We start from the raw sequence: 22,664 nt of genomic DNA on the forward strand, positions 1-22,664 counted from the left end.
CTTGGGGCGAGCGGGCATGACCCCTTGACCCTCCTCTCGCCACGCCCGTTCGCTCCGAAGGGTCGGCCATGCGCCGGCCCTTCTCTTTGGGCGGTCGGCATTTGAATGTGGTTGCCTGATCGCTAGCGTCTGGCGTGAGCTCAGTCGCGCCAGCCAGCGGAACTGGCAGCCTGTTCCTCGTCCGCCGAAAGCGCCGGTCCGCGCGCCATGTCCTGCGCGGCGGCGAGCAGTTCGGCTTCGCTCCCAGCCATGCGGTAATCGTTCTGCTGCCCGCCCGAGGCAGCGCCGCGAGTTTCGACGCGCCAGCCCTGCTGGTCGCGGCAGGCGATCCCGCCACCGCCATCGGCCGAATAGGCGCGGCAGTATTCGCCATCCTGGTTGCGGAAGCTCAGCAGGATCCGGGTTTCGGCACTGGCCGGCTGCTTAGAGGTCAGCTGGCTGTCGAGCATGCCGGCGAGTTGCGGTTCGGCATAGTTCGGGTGGTTCGGACCGGCGACGGTGAAGACCAGTGCGGCAACCAGTGAGGCTGCCAACGCACCGCCGGCCCAGGCCCAGCCAGGCAGACGGCTGCGCGCCTCGCGCCGGTCACGCGCCGCAGCGAACTCGACCACTTGTCCCTTTCCGCCGTCGTCGCTCTCGCTGGCCAGCAATTTCGTCAGGCGGTCGGGCACCGGCTGATCGAGGATCGGGGTAAAATGGCCTGCCAGCCTCGCCTTGAGTGCGCGGTGCGCCACCGCCTGCCGCGCCAGCGCAGGATCGGCAGCGACCGCGGCGGCAACGCGGGCTTCGTCCGCGCCCGACAGCTCGCCATCGGCAAAGGCCGCGAGTTCTTCCGGCGTCACACTCATGACTCGTCTCCCAGCAGTTTCATCAGCGCGTCGCGCCCGCGCACCAGCCGCGAATTGAGCGTCCCGACCGGGCAGCCGACCACTTCGGCGGCTTCCTTGTAAGAATAGCCTTCAACCATCACCAGCAGCACTGCCTCGCGCTGTTCATGGGGCAATTGCGCCATGGCGCGATCAACATCGCCCAGAGCCACCATTGCTTCCTGTCCACCGTCACCGCCAACAGCCAGCCCCGCTTCTTCTTGGAAAAATGTCTCGGATCGTCGTTTGCGGGCCCTGTTTTCATCGATCCAGATATTGCGCATGATCCGATACATCCAGCTGTCGAGGCGCGTTCCCTCCTGCCACTGGTCGCGGCGGGCGAGCGCGCGCTCGATTGTCATCTGGCAAAGGTCGTCACCATCGGCAGGATGACCCGCCAGCCCGATCGCGAAGCGTCGCAATCGGGGCAGGAGTGCCAACACGTTTTGCTCGAACGAGGTGCTCAGTGCCTTTGCCTTCCATGGATTAAACGGATGGCCATGCCCGTTTCATCCATGCTTAATACAAATTGATGAAGAGGTGCCACATGCGCTTGCGGATTTTCCTGATTTCGATTGGCCTGGGCCTGTTGGCGGCGCCGGTAACCGCACAGCTGGGATTGCCACAGGTGCGGATACCACAGGCCGGGACTGTGCTCGATCCGGTGACTGGTCAAGTGCTTGATCCGGTTCAGGAAGTAGGACGAGGTATTGCTCGCGAAGCGCAGCGTCTTCTCGATCTGCGCAACGCACGTATCGACCGTTTGGTGCGCCGCAATCGCGATAAGATCGAGCTCGACGCGCAGGGCGAGCCTGCGCGGCGCGGCGAGATCCTGGTGTTGGATGCCAACCAAGCGGCGATTGAGGCCGCCACACGTGTCGGCTACCGTATGCTGGATTCGGAACAGATCGAAGGGCTCGATCTGGCGGTGATACGATTGGCGCTGCCTGATGGGCGCAAGCTGGCCGATGCCGAGGCCGAATTAGTTACACTTATGCCCGGTGTGACGATCAGCGCGGACAATCTTTACTTCGCGAGCGGCGCAGGCGCCGCGCCGCTGTCGGCGATGGTGCAAGCGGCTGCAGGCCCGATTGCAGCGCCAGTTGGCGTGATCGATGGTGGGGTGGGACCAGCCCAGAAAGTGCTCGCGACGCGCGGCTTTGCCGAAGGGGCCCCGATGCCCAGCAATCATGGCAGTGCGGTGGTATCACTGCTCGACCACGTGGGCGCAAGGAACATCAGGGTGGCCGATGTATATGGTGCTGATCCCGCTGGCGGCAATGCGCTGGCAATCGCGCGAGCGTTTGGCTGGCTGGTTATGCAGGGCAGCAAAGTGGTCAATGTCAGCCTGGTGGGCCCGCCCAACGCTGTGGTGGAGCGCGCCGTCGCCAGCGCACAAGCCAAAGGCGTAGTGGTGGTGGCGGCAGTCGGAAATGACGGGCCGGCAGCGCCGCCTGCCTATCCCGCTTCTTATGAAGACGTTGTTGCCGTGACCGCGGTTGACGGGCGCAATCGCCCGTTGATCGAGGCCGGTCGCGCGCTGCATCTTGATTATGCCGCACCCGGCGCAGACCTTCGCGGGCCCAATGCGACCGGCAAGAAGGTTTCGCTGCGCGGCACCTCCTTCGCCAGCCCCCTCGTTGCCGCCCGGCTGGCCGCCGCGCTCGACGGGGGCAACAACTGGCGCAGGCAACTCGATCGCGAGGCGAAGGATCTCGGCAAACCAGGGCCGGACGCGAGCTACGGCCGAGGGCTCGTTTGCGATTCCTGCCGCCCCCGCTGAATTTTTTCGCCGATCGATGAATTAAACCTCCGCGACGATCCGTTTCCTTGTTGAGCGGGCAGCAACTCTGCTCGCTGAAAAGGAAAGGATACTCAGTCATGAAAAAGCTTCTGATTGCCGCCACGGCACTTACCCTTTTTACCACACCGGCGCATGCCCAGCTGCTTGGTAGTGGTAGTCTCACCGGTGGGCTTGGCTCGGCGCTTGATCTGAACAGCACAATCTCTCGCACCACCGACACGTTGCGAAGCACCACTCGCGGTGCGGCGAGCGGTGATGCTGCCACCGAAGGCAGCCAGTCGGTTGATCGCCGCTCTGGCCGGGTCGAAGCGCGGCGCAGCGCCAACGTTAATGGAGCCGCCAGCGTAGCACAACTTGCCGAAACCCCGATCGGCGCGATCGCCGGTTCGGCCGGCGGCACCGGCAACGCCGCTGGCAATGGCGAAGCGCAAGCACAGCTGATTGGCACCGATGCGCTCGGCTCGGCCGCTGGTAATGCCGTGGGCCGCGCCCGCGACACCGCCGGAAACGCACGCACCCTGGTCTCGCCAATGGTCGATCAGGCGCGCAATGCGGTTCCCGCGCAGCCGGGCAGCGTGCCCATGTTGGGCGCTTCGGCCAATGGCGAAGGTTCGGGTGAAGGGCAGGGATCGGCGAGCCTGGTCACCAACCCCATCCCGAACACTCCAATTGCTCCGTTTGCGGCGAGCACTACAGGTAATGGCAATGCTTCGGGCAACGGCGCTGCTTCGGCACAGTTGATCGGAGCCGACACGGTGAGCTCGTTCGTGACAACCACGGAAGGACAGGCGGCAGGCGCAGCCCAGCTTGCTTCTTCAGTTCCAGGACGTCTGCCTACAGCTCCTGCACTGCCTACCGCTTCGGTTACAGGCGAAGGCTCGGGTGACGGCGAGACTACCGCCAGCTTCATGTCCACCCCACTTGCCGTTGCCGGCTCTGTTGCTGGCGCTGCACAGGGCATGACCGCGATCTCTCCGGGCATGGCGGTTGTTTCACCTGAAGGCGTGCCGATGGGTCAGGTCAAACAGATCGTTGCGAACAATCGCGGTGAAGTCGAGCGGGTGCTGGTCTCAGATGGCGATACCCAGCATTTCATCCCGGCCGGCGATCTTTCTGCCAGTGGGAATGCTCTGGTCGCTGCACAAGATATGGCGACGGCCATGACTGAATAAGGACAGAAGAACCGCCTACTGAACTGCAACGCAGTGATAGGACGAGGTGCTGGATCGCCATGGCTGCTTTCCGGCGCCTCTCTCTTGATACTCAGGGCAAGGCAAGTCGGCCGAGCTTCGGTCCTACGATCTTCACGTCCGCTTTCCACCCAGGTTCGGACTGTCCGCCTTTCGATGGCGAGCCAAGTGAAGCAGCCGCTGAGGCGCGGCCCGCGCTTGCATAAGCGGCAAGCTTCTTTCAAAACTCTTAGGCGACCTGTATCCCATCAGACCCTGAAAGCATTTCTAGTTAGGCCCATGAGCGACACGCGCACCGAGATCGATTCCATCGGAACAATAGAAGTTCCGGTTGCCGCCTATTGGGGCGCTCAGACCCAGCGCAGCATTCAAAATTTTCCCTTTCCCTCACATCAGCGTATGCCGATCTCTATCGTTTACGCCCAAGCGGCGGTTAAACAGGCTGCGGCACGGATTAATCGAAAGCACGGCCTTGATGCGAAGCTAGCTGATGCGATCGAGAGCGCGGCGAAGGCGGTTCGTGTTGGCCATTATGACGACCAGTTCCCGCTCACCATCTTCCAGACTGGCAGCGGCACGCAGACCAACATGAACGTAAACGAGGTGATCGCAGGTATCGCCAACGAGAGTCTGGCCGGCACCCGCGGGGGCAAGAACCCGGTCCATCCCAACGACCACGTGAACAAGTCGCAAAGCTCGAATGACAGTTTTCCAACGGCGCTTCACATCGCGGCGGTGCTGAGAACGCGCCAGCTGCTGTTGCCCGCGATCGATAAGCTAAATTCGGCACTCGTCAGTAAGGCGCACGCTTTCGCTGACATCGTCAAGATCGGACGGACTCATACGCAGGATGCGACGCCGCTAACGCTAGGACAGGAATTTTCCGGCTATGCGGCGCAGATCGCAAGCTGCAAGGAGCGGCTCGAGGATTCGTTAGAGCGTGACCTAATGGTCCTTGCAATTGGCGGCACGGCGGTTGGCACCGGGCTGAACGCGCCCAAGGACTGGCGAGATGATATGGTAGCGGAGCTGTCCAAGATCACCGGCGAGCAATTCCGGCCGGCCGGCAACGCTTTCGAGCAACTCGCCGCCAAGGACGGGCTGGTCTCCTTCTCGGGCGCGCTAAACACCCTCGCCGTCGCGTTGAACAAGATTGCCAATGACATACGTTTGCTCGCCTCTGGTCCGCGCGCGGGGCTGGGTGAATTATCGCTACCAGCAAACGAACCAGGCAGTTCGATCATGCCGGGCAAGGTCAATCCGACGCAAGTGGAGATGCTGACGATGGTCGCCGCGCAGGTAATCGGGAACCACCAGGCAACCACGGTAGGCGGAATGCAGGGACAATTCGAATTGAACACCTTCATGCCGCTGATCGGTTCGAACGTACTGAATTCTATCGAGCTGCTCGCTGTCGGGATGGATAGCTTCGCGCACCGTTGCATTGAGGGAATTGAGGCAAACGAGGAGCGGATCGCCGAACTGGTCGAGCGCTCCCTAATGCTAGTCACCGCTCTGGTGCCCGAAATCGGCTACGACAACGCCGCGACAATCGCGAAGCACGCGCTGAAGAACGGGCAGACACTGAGAAAAGCCGCGCTCGAACTTGAATTGGTTGATGCCGATACCCTTGATCGCCTCCTAACGCCGCGTAACATGGTATAGAAATTTCCCGCGACAGCCATTGGGCCGCTTGCTGCCCGCCTGTTCTGAGGTTCCCAGCGGCGCATGGTGGGCCTCGATGTACCAGCCGAAAAGATTCTCACGCTGTTCGCGAGACGACCGGGTTCAGGTACGCTTAGCGACGAGGAATCGGTCGATCCGTTCAGCTACCGCCACGTCATGGCCCAGCCAGATATGCCCGCCATCGGGCAGGATGGTGATTTCAGCCTTCGGGACAATCGTCGCGATCCTGCGCGCGGTGGCGGCTGTGCCAAAACGGTCGTCCTCGGCTGAGATCAAAAGGACCGGCGGTTCGATCTTGGCAAAATCCAGCTCCGCCGGATGCCCCGCCTGATACGCATCGTTGAGCATACCCTTCGCCCGTGCAGCTATCGGCATCATGGTCGACAGGATCGCAAAGGCGCGGGCGCGTTCGCTGGCATCGACTCTGTGCAGCAAAGCAGGATCGGTCGCCAGCAAATTGCCAATCAGTGTTTCGGGCGCAGTATGCAGCAAGGACCAATAGAGAAAGTCGGAAGCGAGAAGCGCGCGCACTGCCTTTTCCTGCGCCGCGCCCATCGTCACCGGATCGCGCCCGTCGACATTGCAGGCTGGCACCAGCAGTACGAGCGCCGAACAGCGCGCCGGATGGCGCAGCGCAAAAGCACTTGCGGACAAAGCCCCCGCCGATCCGCCGATCACTGGCAATCGTTCGATACCGAGATGATCGAGAAGATGGGCAAAGCTATCGGCCTGGTTGGCAAACGATGTGTCGGCGGGAAAGCCGCTTCGCAGATAGCCGAAGCGTGAGGGCGCAGCGATCCGGTATCCACGCCGCATCAACGCGCCAGCAAACAGCAGCCCCTGATCGAACCCGCCGCCAGTGCCGTGAATCATGAGCAATGGCGGACCGTCCCCCGCGACGGCATATTCGATCGGGCCGGATGGTGCGGAGACGACCATACTCTTTCCCGCGATCCGCCGTTCGGCTGCGGACAGGGCCTGCCGGTATTGCGTCCAGGCATAGCCGCCGCCCAACAAGGCCACCGCTCCGGCTCCCAATAGCCATTGTCGTCGGGCCAGATTAATCATCGCCGGTCGGACCGGTCGACGAGGAAAACAAAGAGCGCCGAAATAGTCTGTGCTGCCAGCCCTGCAAGCCCGGACGGAGTGGCAAAAGCAGCAGCTTGTTCGGTCGCGGTCCGGCCCATTAGGGTCAGCCCCAACACCGCTTCGAACAACAGCATTAGGAGCAGAAAGCTGAGCGCCATTGCCGCACGAGTGCTTGCGCGCTCTGCCACCCGCCAACGCCGCACAATCCAGCGGCACATTAGATAAGCGGCAGTCAGCATCAACGGCAGCTCTATCAGTGTTGCTGCGAACTCACCGAGCATCGGTACCACCAGCATGACCCGCAATGTGCCGAGCAAAAAGCCGAGCGCGAAAAGCGCAACCGCATAGAGAGCGCCCGCTGCAAGTGCCCGCTTCACGGCCTGTCACCCCGCACCAGATAGCGCCCATCAATCCTGATGGGCACCGGCTGCCCCGAAAAGGGCGCTGCGTCGGTCCCGGGGCGCTGGGCGTGAATGTGAAGGTGCGGCATATCCGACGCGCCGCTATTGCCGAGGAGAGCCAGCGGCTGCCCGGTCCGTACTTCGTCGCCCGCCTTGAACTTCAGGCTGCCTTGCCGGAAATGTGCGAGCAATATGTCAAAGCCTCCGCAGCGGATCAGCGCATGGTTGCCCGCGCGTGCGGTGGGACTATCCAGATGCACGGGGCGGCCATCAGCGAACTCCTTTTCGGCACGTACCACACGCCCGTTACATGGGCTCAGGATCGTCGTGTCGCCGTTCGCCGGGAAACCCCAGCGATCGATGGCAATGATATCGATGCCATAGCTTTGCCCCCAATAATTTCGCTGCCCCGCGGTGCTGCGCGGCAAGGTGCGTATATGTGCGTTCACCATCTCGCGCGAACCGCCGCTTGCGACCAGATAGTGGCCTCGAGGCAACGGCAAGGCGAGCTCGACCATCTCGCCGGTAGGCGGAGTTCGCCCCCTATAGGCGTCAAGCGCGAGCCATCCGCCTGCACCAAGCACCATCGCCCAGAACAGCGCAATGGCGGCATCTGCGGCGTTAAAACCGGTGCGATTGGTAGTCCCCCAACCGCGCCAAAGCGCCAGAGCGAATAGGGCCCAATAGACCCAGGGCGTCCACCAAGGGGGAATGATCCAGAAACCGGCGAGGTGCAGTGCCAACAGGATCGCGGCGGTCCCTGCAATCTGGCACGTTCGTGTCACCGAGTGTCGCGCTGGGCGCAAGGCCAGCAACAACAACAGTGCCAGCGGCAATACAAATTGGATCAACCAAAGCATATCATTCGCTTGCCTGCGTCATCACCGCGGCAACGGGTCGCCGCATCGAAAAGGGCATATCAGGGCCGTAGCCGAACCGCACAATCAAATCGGGTCGTTGTCCGCTGATGCCAAGCAATGCAGCCAGTTGCGGGCGAAAACGCACAACCTCGACGGGTTGGTTGAGGAAGGCGTGCTTCAGTCCCAACAATGTCGCCTCTAGGGCAAAACGCTGGTAACTACGCCCGGCCTGTACCCAGTGTTCCGGGTCGTCGCTGTCGGAGACAAAGATTGCCAGGCCGGCCGAAGAGCGTACCTGGCTGATGCATTTCGCATTCTCGCTCTCCGCAGTAAGCACATAGGGTAGCAGCATGTTGCCGAGCCAGCCTGGCAATGTCGGGTTGCCCGAACAGGCCGCATACAGGCCGTCGCCGGTCGCCGCCGCGCTTGCCGCGTTGAAGCGGATCCATGATTTCAGCTCGGTGACGAACGCTGGATCCTCGATTTGGGCGGTATTGGCGGCGACAATGAGGCCAAGGATCTTGTCCATCGCTGCCTTGTCGGTCACCAGCTGCACACTGCAGCCGGGGACAGCGGCGGCCTTGTCCAGCTGCGCCAATGTGGCTGGATCGACCCGGCGACCATCGAAATTGGCGCGCGTGCATTGGCGGCGGCGGATCGCGGCGTAGCGTGGATCGACGAGTGCCTCCCTCGATTCAAGATCAATCCGCAGTCCGGCGGATTCGCTGACGAAGCTGGCTTCGGCCTGCGCGCCTGCTGCGGCTGCGGCGAGCGACAGATTTTCAAGCGCGCAGCCAAGGCTTGCGAAAAGATGATGGTCGTCGGGATCGACTACCGGTGTTGCCCGCGTCTTGTCTGGAATAATCTCGATATACCGCTCACCCGTCAGAAACCGCCAAGGCTGGGTGTTGTGGCTGTTGGCTGCGAGCACCGCATGATGCACCAGATAATGCATGTCGGCATTGTTCCGCGCCGCCATTTCGGCACGGATCGGGGCCACCACCTTGGCATAATCGGGCCCACGTCCAGCCAGATAAAGACCCGTGCCAACAGCCACGGTCGCGCTGGCACCTGCCAACATCGTCCTGCGGTTCATGATTAATATCCTACCGGTACTTGAGACGTTACCGCATTGGCGAACTTACCAGACTGCCGCATTGACGTCGATCAACGCTGACAAAGCGGTCATGCCCAGCGTCAAATGCGTTGATCGAGAGATGTCCTTCACTCAGCGCGAAACCTGGGGTGGCGGTTGAGCCATGCCTGGACATGGAATCGCTGCACTAACGTTGCATAGCGGCCAGTCTGCCCTCAGGCGATCTCAGAAGTGTCCCTAGCGTCTGGAATTGGGGCGCAGAGCGGAAATCGGCACACGAAATTTGCCTCTGACCCTGTTTCCGGCCACGATTCGCTAAAGGGCGCTGTATATACGGTGTATACACAGCCTCCGCGGCGCATCCTGGCAGCATGCGCTGATATGACGTCTTGTGGCGGAAAACCGCGGTCTTTCGCGGGTTTGCGTGGTGGGCGATGACAGGCTCGAACTGCCGACCCTCTCGGTGTAAACGAGATGCTCTACCAACTGAGCTAATCGCCCGCTCCGATGTGCGGAATGGCGCTATCTAGCGCCGAATTTCCTAAAATCAATTGCCGATTGGTCTTGCGCGGCGCTAGGCGAGCGTCGATATGAACAAACACGTCAAAGTATTCGCCACCGGCGGCACGATTGCGGGCATTGCCGGCTCGGCCATCGCCAGTGATTACCGAGCGGGCCAGATCGGGATCGATGACTATCTCGACCGCGTCGGCGGGCTGGGCCTGGAAGCCGAATTGTCAGGCCGCCAGATCGCCAATGTCGATTCGGCAAATATCGGCCCGGCGGTGTGGAACGAACTCCATCCCGCGATCATGGGCGCACTGACGGATGATTCCTGCGACGGGGTGATCGTGACCCACGGCACCGATACGCTGGAAGAAACCGCCTTCCTGCTCGACCTGACGCTGCCCGCAAGCAAGCCGGTGGTTGTGGTGGGCGCGATGCGGCCCGCCGATGCGGTAGGCTATGACGGACTGAGGAACTTCGCCAACGCGGTACGCGTGGCGAGCGACACGGAGGCCGCCGGGCGCGGCGTTCTGGTGGTCATGGGCGACCGCGTGTTTGGCGCACGCGACGTGCGCAAGGTGCGCACGCGCGGCACCGATGCGTTCCGCGGCTTCCCGCGCGAATCGGTTGCGCTGGTCACCCCTGCCACGCTCGACTGGTTCGGCGCGCCGTGGCGCAGCGATGCGGCGGCGCAATTGGGCTGGGAGGACGCGCTACCTCAGGTTCCGATCCTCTATGCCTATGCCGGGATGGAGCCGGGCGCGCTGGCTTGCATCACCGGCCCGGAAACGCGCGGGATCGTGATTGCCGGCCTGGGCGAAGGGAACATGCCCGACATCGTTCGACAAGCGCTTGTCCGCTTGCGCCAGAACGGCCTGGCCGTGGTGCGGGCAAGCCGCGCCGATGAGGGGCTGGTCGATCGCGAGCCGGAAGATGACGCCAATGGCTTTGTGGCTGCGCGGGCGCTCAACCCGCAAAAGGCGCGGATACTGCTGCAATTGCTGATCGCGAACGGGATCACCGATCCCGGCGCGATCCAGGCAGCGTTTGACAACCGGTGACAATCAACTCCAGGGCGTGACGAGGTATTTTTCGCCCGTCTTCATCGCGCGATAATCGATCACTGCATCCTTTGTCAGCATCTGTTCCAGATTGACCTTGCGCTTGTAGCTGCTGGCAAAGGTGGTGGTGAGATTTTCGAGCACCCGCTGGCGCATCCGCAGCACGGTTTCCATGCCCGCATTGGCGAGGAAGGGCGTGAGCAGCCAGCCCGACAGCGTCCAGCCAAAGCCATAGCTGGGCGTCAGGATCGTCGGCCCCATATCGAGCCTGCCATAGATGAACATCCGCTTGGGCTGGTTCGAACCATAGCGGCTGTATTCGGTCATCTTGCCGACCGCGACCTGCTCCATCGCCTTGAACACATTGTCGACTGCTTGCCCGCCGCCGATCGGATCGAAACCGTAGAAGGCATTGGTCGCATCGATCGCATTGCGCAGCTGCGCCATGAAATCATCGTCAGATGAATTCACGACATGCTTCGCGCCAAGTCCCTTGAGCATGTCGACATGCTCCGCCTTGCGCACGATGTTGACCAGCTCGATCCCGTCTTCCTGGCAGATCTTGATCAGCATCTGGCCAAGGTTGGAGGCGGCGGCAGTGTGCACGATCGCCTGCTGGCCATCCATCTTGGCATTTTCGGCAAAGCCCAGCGCCGTCATCGGGTTGACGAAGGCACTGGCCCCGTCCTCGCAAGAATGATCGCCCAGCGGCAGACACATCGCGGCATCGGCAATGCAATACTGGCTATAGGCATTGCCCGGCACGCAGGCGACGCGCTGGCCCATCAGCGCCTTGGCCATATCGCTGTCACCCGCGGCAACCACCGTGCCGGCACCCTCATTGCCTGCGGGCAGCTTCTGCCCGTGGCGCGCCTTGGAACCGGTGTTGAAAGGTTCGGGCATGGTGGCGACATACTTGCCGGGCGAATATTCTGCGTTCTCGAGATCGGCCGCTCCAGTCAGGATCGCAAGATCGGAAGGATTGATCGGTGCCGCTTCCATCTTCACCAGCACCTGATTTCCAGTGGGATCTGGAAAACTGACCTCCTCGATCGCGACGGTAAGCGTGCCGTCAGCTTCGAGCGTGGTGAAAAGCTGTTTGCCGGTTGTCATGTCATTGTTCCCTTCGTCATCGCGAGCGGCAGCGAAGCGATCCATCAACCGGCATGGAGTCCGGATCAGGCGTCGGAAGATGGATTGCCGCGTCGCCTCTGCCGAGGCTCCTCGCAATGACGAGGTCAAAGGTCAACCATGATAAACCGCCTCAACGAAATAGAGCCCTTGCGGCGGGGCGTTGAGGCCCAGTTGCTGCCGGTCGCGCGCGGCCAGCGCTGCGGCGACCTGTTCCTCTCGCCACCGGCCCATGCCCACCATGGCGAGACAGCCGACCATGCTGCGCACCTGGTGATGCAGGAAACTGCGCGCGGCGGCGTGGATGCGAATTTCTTCGCCCCAAACTGTTCTGACGCGCTCGACATCGAGCCGGTCAAGCGTCTTGATCGGGCTTTCGGCCTGGCAGTGGACCGATCGAAAGGTAGTGAAATCGTGCTGCCCCACCAGCGCTTGTGCCGCGCGGTGCATCGCCTTCTCGTCAAGTTCCTGCGGGACTTGCCAGGCGCGATTGAGTTCTATTGTCAGCGGTGCGCGGCGGTTGACGATACGATAGACGTAACGCCGCCCGATACAGGAAAAGCGCGCGTGCCAATCGTCCGGCACCACCTCGCAATGCGTCACGGCGATCGGATCAGGCCGAAGATGCGCATTGAGCGCCTCCATAAGGCGGAACGGCTCGATCGGCTTTTCGATGTCCAGATGGCTGCGCATCGCCAGCGCATGAACGCCGGTGTCGGTGCGCCCCGCGCTGTGCAGCCGCACCTGCTCGCCGGTCACTGCAAATGCGGCCTCTTCCACCGCCTGCTGCACGCTCGGCCCGTGGCTTTGGCGTTGCAGCCCCATGAAGGGCGTGCCGTCGAACTCGAGCGTGAGCGCGAAACGGGTCATTCTACTGCGTCATTCCAGCGGAAGCTGGAATCTCCATCGATCGGGCGCATGGCCGAACCAGATCCCAGCTTTCGCTGGGATGACGGGATGAGGATAGAGTCACGGCAGGATCGTGCCCTTGGCCACCGCCCGCCCGCGCAGAAAGTCCGCCCGATCCATCGCCGGCTTGCCCGCGCGCTGGAGCCGCAACGGGCGTATGGCGCCGCGCGAATCATTGGCACCGCAGGCGATAGCAAGATCGTTGTCCAGAACTTCGCCAGGCCTGCCCGAGCCTTCGGTGATCTCGGCGCGCAGCAGCTTTACCCGCTCGCCTTCCAGATCGAACCACGCGCCGGGGAAGGGCGCTAGCCCGCGCGCGAGCCGTTCGGTTTCCTCGGCGCTCTTTCCCCAGTCGATCCGGCTTTCCGCCTTGTCGATCTTGGGCGCATAGGTCGCCTCGGCCTCGTCCTGCGCCACCGGCTTGTGGATCGCTAGGTCGCGCAAGGTGCCAACTATCAATTGCGCGCCGAGCTCGGCCAGTTCCCCGGTCAGCTCGCCGGTGGTTTTGGCATCGATCGGCGTGCGCGCGGCGGCCAGCATCGGCCCGGTGTCCAGCCCGGCCTCCATCTGCATGATGGTGACGCCGGTTACGGGATCACCCGCCATCACCGCGCGGTGGATCGGCGCCGCGCCGCGCCAGCGCGGCAGGATCGAGGCGTGGATGTTGAGGCAGCCATGCCTGGGCGCATCCAGCACCGGCTGCGGCAGGATCAGCCCATAGGCCGCAACCACCGCCACATCTGCATCGAGCGCGGCGAATTCTGCTTGCGTCTCGGGGCTCCTCAGCGAGGCTGGACAGCGCACCTCGATCCCCAAACGTTCAGCCACCTTCTGCACCGGCGAGGGCTGCAATTTCTTGCCCCGGCCCGCCGGGCGCGGCGGCTGGGTATAGACGCAGACCAGCTCATGCGCTGCATGGTGCAGCGCTTCCAATGCCGGCACGGCAAATTCGGGCGTTCCCATGAAGATTATGCGCATGACTTGGGGTGTGGGCCTTTCTCGAACACGATGATGCCCCTATCTGTCGCGCCATGGCATCGCAAGAGATCGAAGCACTGGCAAACGCATTGGCGCGGCTTCCCGGGCTGGGTCCGCGCAGCGCACGGCGCGCAGTGCTGTGGCTGGTGAAGAACCGCGAGCAGGCGCTGCCTACCCTGCTCAGTGCGCTCGATGCAGTGCGCGAAGGCCTCGTCGAATGCGACACTTGCGGCAATGTCGATACGAAGAACCCTTGCGGCATTTGCGCCGATCATCGGCGCGACGCGAAGTCTCTCTGCATCGTGGAGGATGTTGCTGACCTGTGGGCGCTTGACCGCGCGCGGCTGTTCACCGGGCGTTATCACGTGCTGGGCGGGCGGCTCTCGGCGCTCGACGGCGTGCGACCGGAAGACCTCAACATCGCCAGCCTGCTGGAACGAGTGGAGCAGGGCGGGATCGACGAGGTGGTACTGGCGATGAACGCCACGCTGGAGGGGCAGACCACCGCGCATTACCTTGCCGAGCGGCTTGAGGGCTTTCCCCTGCGTATAACCCAGCTTGCGCACGGCCTGCCGGTAGGCGGCGAGCTCGACTATCTTGATGAAGGCACACTGGCGCAGGCCTTGCGTGCAAGGCGGCCGGTGGGGTGATCGTCATTGCGAGGAGCCGCGCCAGCGGCGACGCGGCAATCCACCGACTGCCATTGCGGCTAATCGGGGCGGTTGGCCATGGATTGCTTCGCCTTCGGCTCGCAATGACGAATGCTTGAAGGAATGGCATTGAACACCTAGATTGCGCATCCATGGCTATCCGCGAAATCCTTGAAGTGCCGGACCCCCGGCTGAAAACCGTGTCCGAACCCGTGACTGTGTTCGATGACGAACTGCGTACGCTGGTCGAGGACATGTTCGAGACAATGTATGACGCGCCTGGCATCGGCCTGGCCGCGATCCAGGTGGGCGTGCCCAAGCGCGTGCTGGTGATCGATCTGCAGCCAGACGATCCCGATGCACCGCCGATCGAGTGCGATCACAACGGGCACAAGCACACCCATCCGGCGACGAAGAAAGAGCCGCGCGTATTCGTGAACCCGGTGATCATCGATCCGGCGGAGGAACTCGCGACCTATCAGGAAGGCTGCCTGTCGGTGCCCGAGATCTATGCTGATGTCGATCGCCCGGCGACTTGCCGGGTCAAGTATCAGGACCTCGACGGCAACCATCAAGAAGAGGCGATGGAGGGGCTGATGGCCACCTGCATCCAGCACGAGATGGACCATCTGGAGGGCATTCTGTTCATCGATCATTTGTCGCGATTGAAGCGCCAGATGGCACTGAAGAAGCTGCAGAAACTGCGCGCTGCGTGAAGTTCGTCACCCCGACGCAGGCCGGGGTCCAGCCGATCATGTGCGATCATCCTGGATTCCGGCCTTCGCCGGAATGACGGTGCAGGGGATAGTCCACAAACAACCTCTTCCGTTCTCGCTCCGTTCTGCCTAATATGACGCGATGGATCCGACACTTCTGGTAATCATCGCACTCATTCTCGGCCTCGCTATCGGTGCGGGGGCGGGGTGGTTCATCGGCTCGCGCCCGGCGGCGGAGTTGAGGGCCCGCGCCGAAGAACGCGAGAGCGAATTCAAGCGCGCCGTAACAGAGTTGGGCGAGGCGCAGATCAGAATTGCCACGCTCGAAGCCAATGCCGCCAATTTCGACAAGCAGATGGCGCAGATGCGTGAGGCGCGCGAGGAAATGCTTGCGCAATTCAAGGCGGTCGGCGGTGAGGTGCTCTCCCGCAGCCAGGACGAATTCCTCAAGCGCGCCGAGGAACGCTTCAAGCAATCCGAAGAGGCGGGCGAGCAGAAGATCAAGGCACTGCTCAATCCGGTGGGCGAACGGCTCAGGAAATACGAAGAGCAGGTCGAAACGCTGGAAAAGCGGCGCGTCGATGCCTTCGGCCAGCTCACCGGGCTGATCCAGTCGATGCGCGAGGGGCAGGAACAGGTTCGGCGCGAGGCGCAGCGGCTGGGCAATTCGCTTACCAATGCCCCCAAGGCGCGCGGGCGCTGGGGCGAACGAGCGCTGCAAAATGTGCTCGAGCAATGCGGGCTTTCGCAGCATACCGATTTCATTCTCGAGCAATCGGTCGAAACCGATGGCGGGCGGCTGCGCCCCGATGCAATCGTCAATGTGCCGGGCCAGAAGCAGCTGGTGATCGATGCCAAGGTCTCGCTCAACGCCTATCAGGCGGCGTTCGAGGCTGACAATGATGACGAGCGCGCGCGGCACATGGACATGCACGCCAAATCCATGCGCGGCCATGTGCAGACGCTGGGTTCGAAAAGTTACCAGAGCCAGTTCGACGATGCGCCCGATTATGTGGTGATGTTCGTGCCGGGTGAGCATTTCGTCGCCGCTGCGCTCGAACATGATCCCGAGCTGTGGGACTTTGCCTTCAAGAACAAGGTGCTGCTGGCAACGCCGACCAATCTGGTTGCGATCGCGCGCACCGTGGCGCAGGTGTGGCGGCAGGACCAGATGGCCGCCGAAGCCAAGGAAATCGGCAAGATGGGGGCTGAGCTGTACGAGCGGCTTCGCGTCGCGGCCGAGCATATGAAGCGTGTTGGCGGAGGGCTGGAAACCGCAGTGACGAATTACAACAAGTTCGTCGGCAGCTTCGAACGCAACGTGCTGACATCGGGCCGCCGCATGGCTGAAAAGGGCCTCGAAATCTCGCGCGAGATCGAGGACGTCCCGCTGGTCGAGGGAACGCCGCGCTACACCTCGGGCGATTTGCTGAGCGATGGCAGCAAGGACGCGGCGGAATAGCACGGAAATTGAGGCTGCTGACCCATCTGCCCGATTGCGATGACCGCGAGGGCCAGCCATACATCTGCCCATGGACATAGCCTTGATCGCCATTGTGGCGGCGCTCGCATCGGCGCTGACGCTCTATTCGGGGTTCGGGCTCGGCACGATACTGCTGCCGGTCTTCGCGCTGTTCTTTCCCGTTCCGGTGGCGGTCGCGGCCACTGGCGTGGTCCACCTGCTCAACAATGTCTTCAAGGGGGCGCTGTTGTGGCAGCGTGCCGATTGGGCGACGGTGCTGAAGTTCGGACTGCCAGCCATTCCGGCGGCTATCGCCGGTGCTTGGCTGCTCGCGCTGCTGGGGGACACGCCGCGCCTGTTTGCATGGTCCGCGTTTGGCCGCAGCTTTGGCCCGACCGGGGCCGGTCTGACGATCGGCTTGCTGATGATCCTGTTCGCAGTGCTTGAGCTCCAGCGATGGTTTCAGGAACTGAAAGCGCCGCCTCGCTTGATGCCGGTTGGAGGGCTGGTGACGGGCTTCTTCGGCGGCCTGACCGGGCAGCAGGGCGCGTTCAGGTCGATATTCCTGCTGCGGTCTGGGCTGTCTGCCGAGCGGTTCATCGCGACCGGCACGATGATCGCTATCCTCGTCGATCTGTCGCGCCTCACAACCTATGCCGCCTCGTTCACCGCAGCGGGGCTGGACCCCGCGGGAAGAGAGGCTGTGCTGGTGCTGACAGGCACATTGGCCGCGTTTGTCGGGGCCTATGTGGCGACGCGGCATCTGGAGAAGATCACGATCGGTACCGTGCGCTACGGCGTGGCAACGTTGATGTTGGCGATAGGCTCGGCGTTGGCAGTGGGAGTGCTGGGCTGAAACTCATCCTTCAAGGCTTGCCAGCACCTCATAGGCCAGCACTGCGCCCGCCATCGCCGCATTTAGCGAATCGGCGCGCCCGCGCATCGGCATGGTCACCCGCAGGTCGCAGGCCGCTTCGTAATCCTCCGGCAATCCCTGCGATTCGTTGCCGACCAGGATGAAACACGGCGCCTGATATGGCGCGCCGCGATAGGGCACCGCATCGCGTAGCGAAGCCGCCACCAGCTGACCGTTCCCGGTGCGGAGCCAGCCGATAAACTCCGGCCAGGCCGCACGGGCGAGTTTTTGCGTAAACACCGCCCCCATGCTGGCGCGCACCGCCTCGACGCTGAACGGATCGGCGCAATCATCGAGCAAGATCAACCCGCCCGCGCCCACGGCGTCTCCGGTGCGCAGCATGGTGCCCAGATTGCCTGGGTCACGCAGCGCCTGCGCCACCAGCCAGATCGGTGCGGCGCTCCGGTCAAGGCTCGCCAGCGAGGTATCGAATTCGGCGAACACGCCCGCCACCGCCTGCGGATTGGCCTTGCCGGTGATCTTGCCGAGGATGTCGGGGGTAGTTTCGATCACCTCGCCGCCCGTCGCCGTAACGTCGCGTTCAAGTGCGTCCAGCAGTGGATGATGATCGCGCCCTGATGCCATCACCAGAATTTCGGGCACGTGGCCGCATTCGCGCGCATCGGTCAGAAGGCGCAGTCCTTCGGCAAGGAATTTGCCCGCTGCCTTGCGGTGCTTCTTGTCGCGCAGGCTACGCAGATATTTCACCGTGGGGTTGGAAAAGCCGGTGATCTGGCGGCGGTCGGACGGCGGGTTCACTCTTCCCCGAACCCGTCTTCGATCATCGCGCACAGGTCAGCAAAAATTGCCTCGGCATTTTCGCCAGTCACGATCAGTTCCACCTCGTCGCCCTTGGCCGCCCCCAGCATCATCAGCCCCAGGATCGATCCGCCTTCGGCTTCATGGCCGTCTTTGGCCACACGCACCTTTGTGCCGTTTGGCAGAGCGGCAACCGCGCCGACGAATTTGGCGCTCGCCCGTGCATGCAATCCGCGCTGGTTGACGATGGTAATCGCCCGCCGGACTTCATTCACGCCCTGGCCTCCGCTGCGGCAGTATCTTCGCTCAGGAACTCGCTGGCGACGGTGATGTAATTGCGCCCGGCCTTCTTGGCTGCCGCAACCGCATCCACCACATTCATCGATTTGCGTGCACCGGCCAGCCGGATCAGCATCGGCAGGTTGATTCCGGCGATCACTTCCACCCGGCCGCGCTCGAGCAGCGAAATGGCGAGATTTGACGGCGTTCCGCCGAACAGGTCGGTCAGCACAATCACACCCTGTCCTTCATCCACCCGGGTGATCGCGTTGGCGATGTCCTTGCGCCGCAATTCCATATCGTCGCTGGGGCCGATACAGACCGTCGCGATCGACTGTTGCGGGCCGACTACATGCTCCATCGCGTCGACGAAATGCTCAGCCAATTGGCCATGCGTGACCAGGATCAATCCAATCATGAGAGAGTGCCAGATCCGTTCATTCCTGCGGCCCGTGGCCGCGTTGATCCATCCAGGCTTGTCACCGCTTTTTCCCCTCGATCTCGTCGGACGCGCGCGATGCCAAATTGCGGTGGCGGACAGTGGGCGAAAATCCTGCGTCGCGCAAGCCTCGCGCGATTTCTTCGGCAGTAAATACCGAACGATGCTTGCCGCCGGTGCAGCCGAAGGCAATGTGGACATAGCCTTTACCCTGCGCCTGGTAACGCGGCAGCAGCGTGGCCAGCAGGTCAAGGATACGCTCGAAACTCTCGCCAAAACCCGGGTCGGCGCGAACATGCTCGGCCACCTCGGGGTCGAGCCCGGTCAGTTCGCGCAGTTCCGCAACCCAATGCGGATTGTCGAGAAAGCGCATGTCGAAAACCAGATCGGCCAGCGGCGGGGTTCCGCGCGCAAACCCGAAGCTGGAGACGGTGACCGTCATCGGTGCGCCGGGTTCCTCAGCGAACAGTTCGCGGATGTGCTGTTGCAGGTGGTTGACCCCGAAAGCGCTGGTGTCGATCACGATCTCCGCCCATTGGCGCAGCGGTGCGAGCAGTTCGCGTTCGGCCCGGATCCCTTCAGAAAGCGGGCGTCCTTGCGCCATCGGATGGCGGCGGCGGGTCTCGTTATAACGGCGCTCAATCTCTTCGGTCGAACAATCGATAAACATGGTTGTCAGCGCGATATCAGGTCGGCGGGCAAGGCGGCCGACCAGCGCGATAATGTCCTGCGGTTCAAAGCCCCGCGTGCGCGAATCAAAACCGATCGCCAACCGTCCGGCGGATGTGCCCGGATTGGCCACCATACGTTCGAGCAGGCCCACTGGGAGGTTGTCGACGATCTCCCAGCCCAGGTCTTCGAGCACTTGCAGCGCGGTGGATTTGCCTGCGCCAAGCATACCCGTGACCAGCAGGATGTGCTGGCATGGCGGGTCTTGCGCAGCGGAAGAATCGTGGTGGATGGCGGGCTCGGTCATGTTTGCCATTGTCGCGCGCCCGGCCGCGGATTGGAAGGGCAAGCAAGCCTGCGCATGTGCTTATTCCTCAACCGGCGAAAGCCCGTGCAGCCGTACCGCCCACTCCGCCCGCAAGGCAATGAGCGGGGTATCGAAGCGAAACGGAAGCACCGGGATTTCGCAGCCCAGAATCTTGCGGTGTTCAAGCGGCTGGGGATAGCGCGGCGCGTTCGGATCAAGCGACAGGATCAGCGCGAGCGGGGCGCTGGTTGCAGGCAGTTCTGCGATCCCCACCCCGCGAATCTCCAGCTTTCCGGCAATGTTGGGCGGCGGTGCGGCGATGATCTCCCCACCGCTTCTTTCCAGCCGCACACCGTCATCACCGATGAGCCCCGCGCCGCGATCGATCAATGCCAGCGCCAGGCTTGATTTGCCGCTGCCGGGCGGCCCCTCGATCAGCAGCGCGCGGCCATCGATGGCAACCGCGCTGGCCTGGACGATTTGCCCGCTTGTGCTCATGCGGCGGCGGGCAGTTCAAGGCGCAGACAGGCGCCGCTCTTGCCATCGGGACGCGGATGAGCAGTCAAGGTTCCATCATGCGCTTCGGCAATCGCGCGAGCGATCGCAAGGCCAAGCCCTGAGTGATTGCCGAAATCCTCGGCTTCGGGGCGGACCGAATGAAACCGTTCGAATACTTTCTCGCGCGAATCTTCGGCGATTCCCGGCCCGCTATCGCAGACGGTCAGGATCACCCGCTTGCCTGCGCGGCCTAAAGTCACCTCGATGGGCGCGTCAGGCGGCGAAAAGGATACCGCATTGTCGAGCAGGTTTTCGATCACGCGTTCAAGCCGCGGCGGCACGCCTGACACGATTGCCTGGTCGCTGCTGGTGATAATCGTGATGGGGCGATCGGCATTTTCCGCGCGGTCCTCGCGCGATCCAATGATGGCCGTTACCAGTGCGTCCAAATCGATCCGTTCCAGCGTTGCGCGGGACATTTCAGCATCGATCCTGCTGGCATCCGAAATCTCGGTCACCAGGCGGTCAATCCGCCGCACGTCATGGGTTGCGATCTCTGTAAGCTTGCGGCGCAAATCCGGATCCTCGACGCGTGGCAGCGATTCGATCGCGCTGCGCAGCGATGCGAGCGGGTTCTTGATTTCGTGGGCGACATCGGCGGCGAAGCTTTCGACCGCATCGATCCTTTGCCGCAGTGCGCCGGTCATGTCCGATACGGCGCGGGCCAAAAGGCCGATTTCGTCGCGCCGCTCGGGCAGGCGCGGCACCTCGACATCGCGGTCACGCCCCTGACGCACCTTGATCGCGGCGTTGGACAGCAGCCTGAGCGGAGCAATGATGGTGCGGGCCAGGAACAGCGAAAGCAGGATCGAAGCGGCCAGTGCCAGCAGCACCGCGATGCCCAGGGTGGTGCGCGCTTCGCGCACTGCCATGGTGATATCGATCGCGTTGCGTGTGGTCAGCAGGGTCGCACCATTCAGGCCGACGGGGGCTGCAGCGTTGATTACCGGAGAGCCATCGGGGGCATCGCGCAACTGGATCTGCGAAAGACGTTGTTCCCGCGCGCGCCGCAACTCGGGCCAGGCATCTGCGGAGGCATCTTCCGGTTCGAAATAGTCCGGGATCGGATCGGCGCCCACGATCTTGTCGACGGCGCGATCAAGCGCGCGGGCGAAATCCTCCGCAAAGCGTTCGTCGCCAGGCACGTCGAGCGCGAACGAGGGTTCGGCTAGCGCAAAACTGTCGGCCCACAGGCGGCCTTCGGCGTCGAACATGCGCAGCCGCATGCGCTGTTCCTTGCCGATCTGCACCAACAGCGCTTCCTGCCGCGTGCGCGAGGCACCGGCTAGCGCCTCGGCGGTGATCTGCGCCTCGATTCGCGCCAGCTTGTAACGCTCATTGAGCAGCTGCGTGCGATAGGAATCGAGGTAGAAAATTCCGCCGCCGAGCATGGCCAGCGGCAAGATATTGACCACCAGGATACGCGAAGTGAGCGAGATTCGCCCGCTCCAGCCGAGCCGGTCGACCTGCTGGATGACCCGCGAAGATTCGCCGTTTTCAGTCATCGGTGAAGCAGTATCCGGCGCCGTACAGAGTATCGATTGCCCCGAACTCTGGATCAACCTGGCGGAACTTGCGCCGCATTCGCTTGATGTGGCTGTCGACCGTGCGATCATCAACGAACACGTCATCGGGATAGGCCGCATCCATCAACTGGTTACGGCTCTTGATTACGCCGGGGCGCAGCGCCAGCGCCTCAAGGATCAGGAACTCGGTTACCGTCAGTGATACCGGCTCGCCGCCCCAGGTCACCTGATGGCGCGCCGGGTCCATGAACAGGCGGCCTCTTGTGACCGAATGGCTCGCCGGTTCGCGCGCCTCTCCCAGCTCCGCGCTGTTCGCACCCGGCGTGTCGAAACGGCGCAGGATTGCGCGGATCCGGGCCATCAGCAAGCGCAGGCTGAAGGGTTTGGCGATGTAGTCATCCGCGCCCAATTCCAGCCCGACTTCCTCGTCGGTCTCGTCATCCTTGCTGGTCAGGAAAATCACCGGCAGCGCGCTATGCGCGCGGACCCGGCGCAGCAATTCGAACCCGTCCATTCTGGGCATCTTGATGTCGAACACCGCGAGGTCCGGGGGATTTTCGATCAGGGCCTTCAAGGCCGTTTCGCCATCCGAATATACCCGGGTCACGAAGCCTTCGGCCTGCAGTGCGATTGATACTGTGGTAAGAATGTTGCGGTCATCGTCGACCAGCGCGATCACGGTTTCGCCGTGTTTTACCGTCGGCTCGTTTGCCGGTTCGATCATCGCGGGTTCCTTGAATGACATGGTGCCTGACCGATTAGCGCTTTGTGGGCCGCGAAACAACGAGTCGCCGCTGCTGTGCAC

Annotated in this window: 24 protein-coding genes and 1 tRNA gene; 8 read left to right on the forward strand and 17 right to left on the reverse strand. The window is 62.7% G+C overall.

Annotation, left to right across the window (positions count from 1 at the left end; all coding sequences use genetic code 11):
- Positions 1-140: 140 nt before the first annotated feature.
- Together ACX2DJ_RS06330 and ACX2DJ_RS06335 are read right to left on the reverse strand one after the other, a co-directional pair.
- Positions 141-848 carry a transcriptional regulator gene (locus ACX2DJ_RS06330; RefSeq protein WP_462571610.1) on the reverse strand — a complete coding sequence of 236 codons (708 nt, stop codon included), beginning with the start codon at positions 846-848 and terminating at the stop codon, positions 141-143.
- Positions 845-1,288: an RNA polymerase sigma factor gene (locus ACX2DJ_RS06335; protein WP_462571612.1), complete on the reverse strand. Its 444-nt coding sequence runs from the start codon at positions 1,286-1,288 to the stop codon at positions 845-847. Before ACX2DJ_RS06335 ends, ACX2DJ_RS06330 begins: the two co-directional genes overlap by 4 nt.
- A 110-nt stretch (positions 1,289-1,398) precedes the next feature.
- Between ACX2DJ_RS06335 and ACX2DJ_RS06340 the strand changes: the two genes are divergently transcribed.
- The 3 genes from ACX2DJ_RS06340 to ACX2DJ_RS06350 all read left to right on the forward strand — a co-directional run bounded on the left by ACX2DJ_RS06340 (position 1,399) and on the right by ACX2DJ_RS06350 (position 5,525).
- Positions 1,399-2,649 (forward strand): S8 family serine peptidase, encoded by a 1,251-nt coding sequence (locus ACX2DJ_RS06340; protein ID WP_462571613.1) that lies wholly within the window; start codon positions 1,399-1,401, stop codon positions 2,647-2,649.
- Between the two features lie 98 nt (positions 2,650-2,747).
- Positions 2,748-3,842, forward strand: coding sequence for a hypothetical protein (locus tag ACX2DJ_RS06345; RefSeq protein ID WP_462571614.1), 1,095 nt, complete (start codon positions 2,748-2,750; stop codon positions 3,840-3,842).
- A gap of 297 nt (positions 3,843-4,139) precedes the next feature.
- The gene (locus tag ACX2DJ_RS06350; protein WP_462571615.1) at positions 4,140-5,525 is read left to right on the forward strand and encodes a class II fumarate hydratase; all 1,386 of its coding nucleotides are present in this window, start codon (positions 4,140-4,142) and stop codon (positions 5,523-5,525) included.
- 123 nt (positions 5,526-5,648) lie between these two features.
- Here the strand turns inward: ACX2DJ_RS06350 and ACX2DJ_RS06355 are convergent, their stop codons facing one another.
- The 5 genes from ACX2DJ_RS06355 to ACX2DJ_RS06375 form a co-directional block, all read right to left on the reverse strand.
- Positions 5,649-6,569, reverse strand: coding sequence for an alpha/beta fold hydrolase (locus tag ACX2DJ_RS06355; protein WP_462571616.1), 921 nt, complete (start codon positions 6,567-6,569; stop codon positions 5,649-5,651).
- A 41-nt stretch (positions 6,570-6,610) separates the two neighbouring features.
- A complete protein-coding gene (locus ACX2DJ_RS06360; RefSeq protein ID WP_462571617.1) occupies positions 6,611-7,012 on the reverse strand; it encodes a hypothetical protein in 402 nt (133 codons plus the stop codon).
- Complete coding sequence (locus tag ACX2DJ_RS06365; RefSeq protein WP_462571618.1) at positions 7,009-7,821, reverse strand: M23 family metallopeptidase; 813 nt, start codon at positions 7,819-7,821, stop codon at positions 7,009-7,011. The genes ACX2DJ_RS06360 and ACX2DJ_RS06365 overlap by 4 nt, the downstream gene beginning before the upstream one ends.
- 76 nt (positions 7,822-7,897) lie before the next feature.
- The gene (locus tag ACX2DJ_RS06370) at positions 7,898-8,992 is read right to left on the reverse strand and encodes an Acg family FMN-binding oxidoreductase (RefSeq protein WP_462571619.1); all 1,095 of its coding nucleotides are present in this window, start codon (positions 8,990-8,992) and stop codon (positions 7,898-7,900) included.
- A 425-nt stretch (positions 8,993-9,417) separates the two neighbouring features.
- Positions 9,418-9,493, reverse strand: a tRNA-Val gene (locus ACX2DJ_RS06375).
- An 89-nt stretch (positions 9,494-9,582) separates the two neighbouring features.
- Here ACX2DJ_RS06375 and ACX2DJ_RS06380 point away from each other — a divergent pair.
- Entirely contained in the window at positions 9,583-10,560 is a 978-nt protein-coding gene (locus ACX2DJ_RS06380) for an asparaginase (RefSeq protein WP_462571620.1), read from the forward strand.
- Positions 10,561-10,563: 3 nt separating this feature from the next.
- Here the strand turns inward: ACX2DJ_RS06380 and ACX2DJ_RS06385 are convergent, their stop codons facing one another.
- From ACX2DJ_RS06385 to fmt, 3 genes are all read right to left on the reverse strand, one after another.
- The gene (locus ACX2DJ_RS06385) at positions 10,564-11,673 is read right to left on the reverse strand and encodes a zinc-binding dehydrogenase (RefSeq protein ID WP_462571621.1); all 1,110 of its coding nucleotides are present in this window, start codon (positions 11,671-11,673) and stop codon (positions 10,564-10,566) included.
- A 132-nt stretch (positions 11,674-11,805) separates the two neighbouring features.
- A complete protein-coding gene (gene truA / locus ACX2DJ_RS06390; protein ID WP_462571622.1) occupies positions 11,806-12,561 on the reverse strand; it encodes a tRNA pseudouridine(38-40) synthase TruA in 756 nt (251 codons plus the stop codon).
- A 99-nt stretch (positions 12,562-12,660) separates the two neighbouring features.
- Positions 12,661-13,578, reverse strand: a complete 918-nt coding sequence (fmt, locus tag ACX2DJ_RS06395; RefSeq protein WP_462571624.1) for a methionyl-tRNA formyltransferase — start codon at positions 13,576-13,578, stop codon at positions 12,661-12,663.
- Between the two features lie 53 nt (positions 13,579-13,631).
- Between fmt and recR the strand changes: the two genes are divergently transcribed.
- The 4 genes from recR (at position 13,632) to ACX2DJ_RS06415 (ending at position 17,262) form a co-directional block, all read left to right on the forward strand.
- The gene (recR, locus tag ACX2DJ_RS06400) at positions 13,632-14,228 is read left to right on the forward strand and encodes a recombination mediator RecR (protein WP_462571626.1); all 597 of its coding nucleotides are present in this window, start codon (positions 13,632-13,634) and stop codon (positions 14,226-14,228) included.
- Positions 14,229-14,380: 152 nt separating this feature from the next.
- Complete coding sequence (gene def / locus ACX2DJ_RS06405) at positions 14,381-14,944, forward strand: peptide deformylase (protein ID WP_462571627.1); 564 nt, start codon at positions 14,381-14,383, stop codon at positions 14,942-14,944.
- A 142-nt stretch (positions 14,945-15,086) separates the two neighbouring features.
- A complete protein-coding gene (locus tag ACX2DJ_RS06410; RefSeq protein ID WP_462571628.1) occupies positions 15,087-16,406 on the forward strand; it encodes a DNA recombination protein RmuC in 1,320 nt (439 codons plus the stop codon).
- Positions 16,407-16,476: 70 nt separating this feature from the next.
- Positions 16,477-17,262 (forward strand): TSUP family transporter, encoded by a 786-nt coding sequence (locus ACX2DJ_RS06415; RefSeq protein WP_462571629.1) that lies wholly within the window; start codon positions 16,477-16,479, stop codon positions 17,260-17,262.
- Positions 17,263-17,265: 3 nt separating this feature from the next.
- On the opposite strand, the gene ACX2DJ_RS06420 is transcribed toward ACX2DJ_RS06415, so the two are convergent.
- The 7 genes from ACX2DJ_RS06420 to ACX2DJ_RS06450 all read right to left on the reverse strand — a co-directional run bounded on the left by ACX2DJ_RS06420 (position 17,266) and on the right by ACX2DJ_RS06450 (position 22,583).
- The gene (locus ACX2DJ_RS06420; protein ID WP_462571631.1) at positions 17,266-18,081 is read right to left on the reverse strand and encodes a TrmH family RNA methyltransferase; all 816 of its coding nucleotides are present in this window, start codon (positions 18,079-18,081) and stop codon (positions 17,266-17,268) included.
- On the reverse strand, positions 18,078-18,356 hold the full coding sequence (locus ACX2DJ_RS06425; RefSeq protein WP_462571632.1) for an HPr family phosphocarrier protein: 279 nt from the start codon (positions 18,354-18,356) through the stop codon (positions 18,078-18,080). Before ACX2DJ_RS06425 ends, ACX2DJ_RS06420 begins: the two co-directional genes overlap by 4 nt.
- Entirely contained in the window at positions 18,353-18,778 is a 426-nt protein-coding gene (locus tag ACX2DJ_RS06430; protein WP_462571633.1) for a PTS sugar transporter subunit IIA, read from the reverse strand. The genes ACX2DJ_RS06425 and ACX2DJ_RS06430 overlap by 4 nt, the downstream gene beginning before the upstream one ends.
- A gap of 61 nt (positions 18,779-18,839) precedes the next feature.
- The gene (gene rapZ, locus ACX2DJ_RS06435) at positions 18,840-19,775 is read right to left on the reverse strand and encodes an RNase adapter RapZ (protein ID WP_462571634.1); all 936 of its coding nucleotides are present in this window, start codon (positions 19,773-19,775) and stop codon (positions 18,840-18,842) included.
- 60 nt (positions 19,776-19,835) lie between these two features.
- Positions 19,836-20,273 carry an HPr kinase/phosphorylase gene (locus tag ACX2DJ_RS06440; protein WP_462571635.1) on the reverse strand — a complete coding sequence of 146 codons (438 nt, stop codon included), beginning with the start codon at positions 20,271-20,273 and terminating at the stop codon, positions 19,836-19,838.
- Positions 20,270-21,838, reverse strand: a complete 1,569-nt coding sequence (locus tag ACX2DJ_RS06445; protein WP_462571636.1) for a sensor histidine kinase — start codon at positions 21,836-21,838, stop codon at positions 20,270-20,272. The genes ACX2DJ_RS06440 and ACX2DJ_RS06445 overlap by 4 nt, the downstream gene beginning before the upstream one ends.
- On the reverse strand, positions 21,831-22,583 hold the full coding sequence (locus ACX2DJ_RS06450; protein WP_462572562.1) for a response regulator transcription factor: 753 nt from the start codon (positions 22,581-22,583) through the stop codon (positions 21,831-21,833). The genes ACX2DJ_RS06445 and ACX2DJ_RS06450 overlap by 8 nt, the downstream gene beginning before the upstream one ends.
- Between the last annotated feature and the right edge of the window lie 81 nt (positions 22,584-22,664).

It is taken from the genome of Altererythrobacter chaiwopuensis (assembly GCF_054957755.1).

Coding starts and splice junctions, on each gene's coding strand:
- ACX2DJ_RS06330 (WP_462571610.1), bottom strand. CDS start 848: ATGAGTGTGACGCCGGAAGAACTCGCGGCCTTTGCCGATGGCGAGCTG.
- ACX2DJ_RS06340 (WP_462571613.1), top strand. CDS start 1,399: ATGAAGAGGTGCCACATGCGCTTGCGGATTTTCCTGATTTCGATTGGC.
- ACX2DJ_RS06345 (WP_462571614.1), top strand. CDS start 2,748: ATGAAAAAGCTTCTGATTGCCGCCACGGCACTTACCCTTTTTACCACA.
- ACX2DJ_RS06350 (WP_462571615.1), top strand. CDS start 4,140: ATGAGCGACACGCGCACCGAGATCGATTCCATCGGAACAATAGAAGTT.
- ACX2DJ_RS06370 (WP_462571619.1), bottom strand. CDS start 8,992: ATGAACCGCAGGACGATGTTGGCAGGTGCCAGCGCGACCGTGGCTGTT.
- ACX2DJ_RS06380 (WP_462571620.1), top strand. CDS start 9,583: ATGAACAAACACGTCAAAGTATTCGCCACCGGCGGCACGATTGCGGGC.
- ACX2DJ_RS06385 (WP_462571621.1), bottom strand. CDS start 11,673: ATGACAACCGGCAAACAGCTTTTCACCACGCTCGAAGCTGACGGCACG.
- truA (WP_462571622.1), bottom strand. CDS start 12,561: ATGACCCGTTTCGCGCTCACGCTCGAGTTCGACGGCACGCCCTTCATG.
- fmt (WP_462571624.1), bottom strand. CDS start 13,578: ATGCGCATAATCTTCATGGGAACGCCCGAATTTGCCGTGCCGGCATTG.
- recR (WP_462571626.1), top strand. CDS start 13,632: ATGGCATCGCAAGAGATCGAAGCACTGGCAAACGCATTGGCGCGGCTT.
- def (WP_462571627.1), top strand. CDS start 14,381: ATGGCTATCCGCGAAATCCTTGAAGTGCCGGACCCCCGGCTGAAAACC.
- ACX2DJ_RS06410 (WP_462571628.1), top strand. CDS start 15,087: ATGGATCCGACACTTCTGGTAATCATCGCACTCATTCTCGGCCTCGCT.
- ACX2DJ_RS06415 (WP_462571629.1), top strand. CDS start 16,477: ATGGACATAGCCTTGATCGCCATTGTGGCGGCGCTCGCATCGGCGCTG.
- ACX2DJ_RS06430 (WP_462571633.1), bottom strand. CDS start 18,778: ATGATTGGATTGATCCTGGTCACGCATGGCCAATTGGCTGAGCATTTC.
- rapZ (WP_462571634.1), bottom strand. CDS start 19,775: ATGACCGAGCCCGCCATCCACCACGATTCTTCCGCTGCGCAAGACCCG.
- ACX2DJ_RS06440 (WP_462571635.1), bottom strand. CDS start 20,273: ATGAGCACAAGCGGGCAAATCGTCCAGGCCAGCGCGGTTGCCATCGAT.
- ACX2DJ_RS06445 (WP_462571636.1), bottom strand. CDS start 21,838: ATGACTGAAAACGGCGAATCTTCGCGGGTCATCCAGCAGGTCGACCGG.
- ACX2DJ_RS06450 (WP_462572562.1), bottom strand. CDS start 22,583: ATGATCGAACCGGCAAACGAGCCGACGGTAAAACACGGCGAAACCGTG.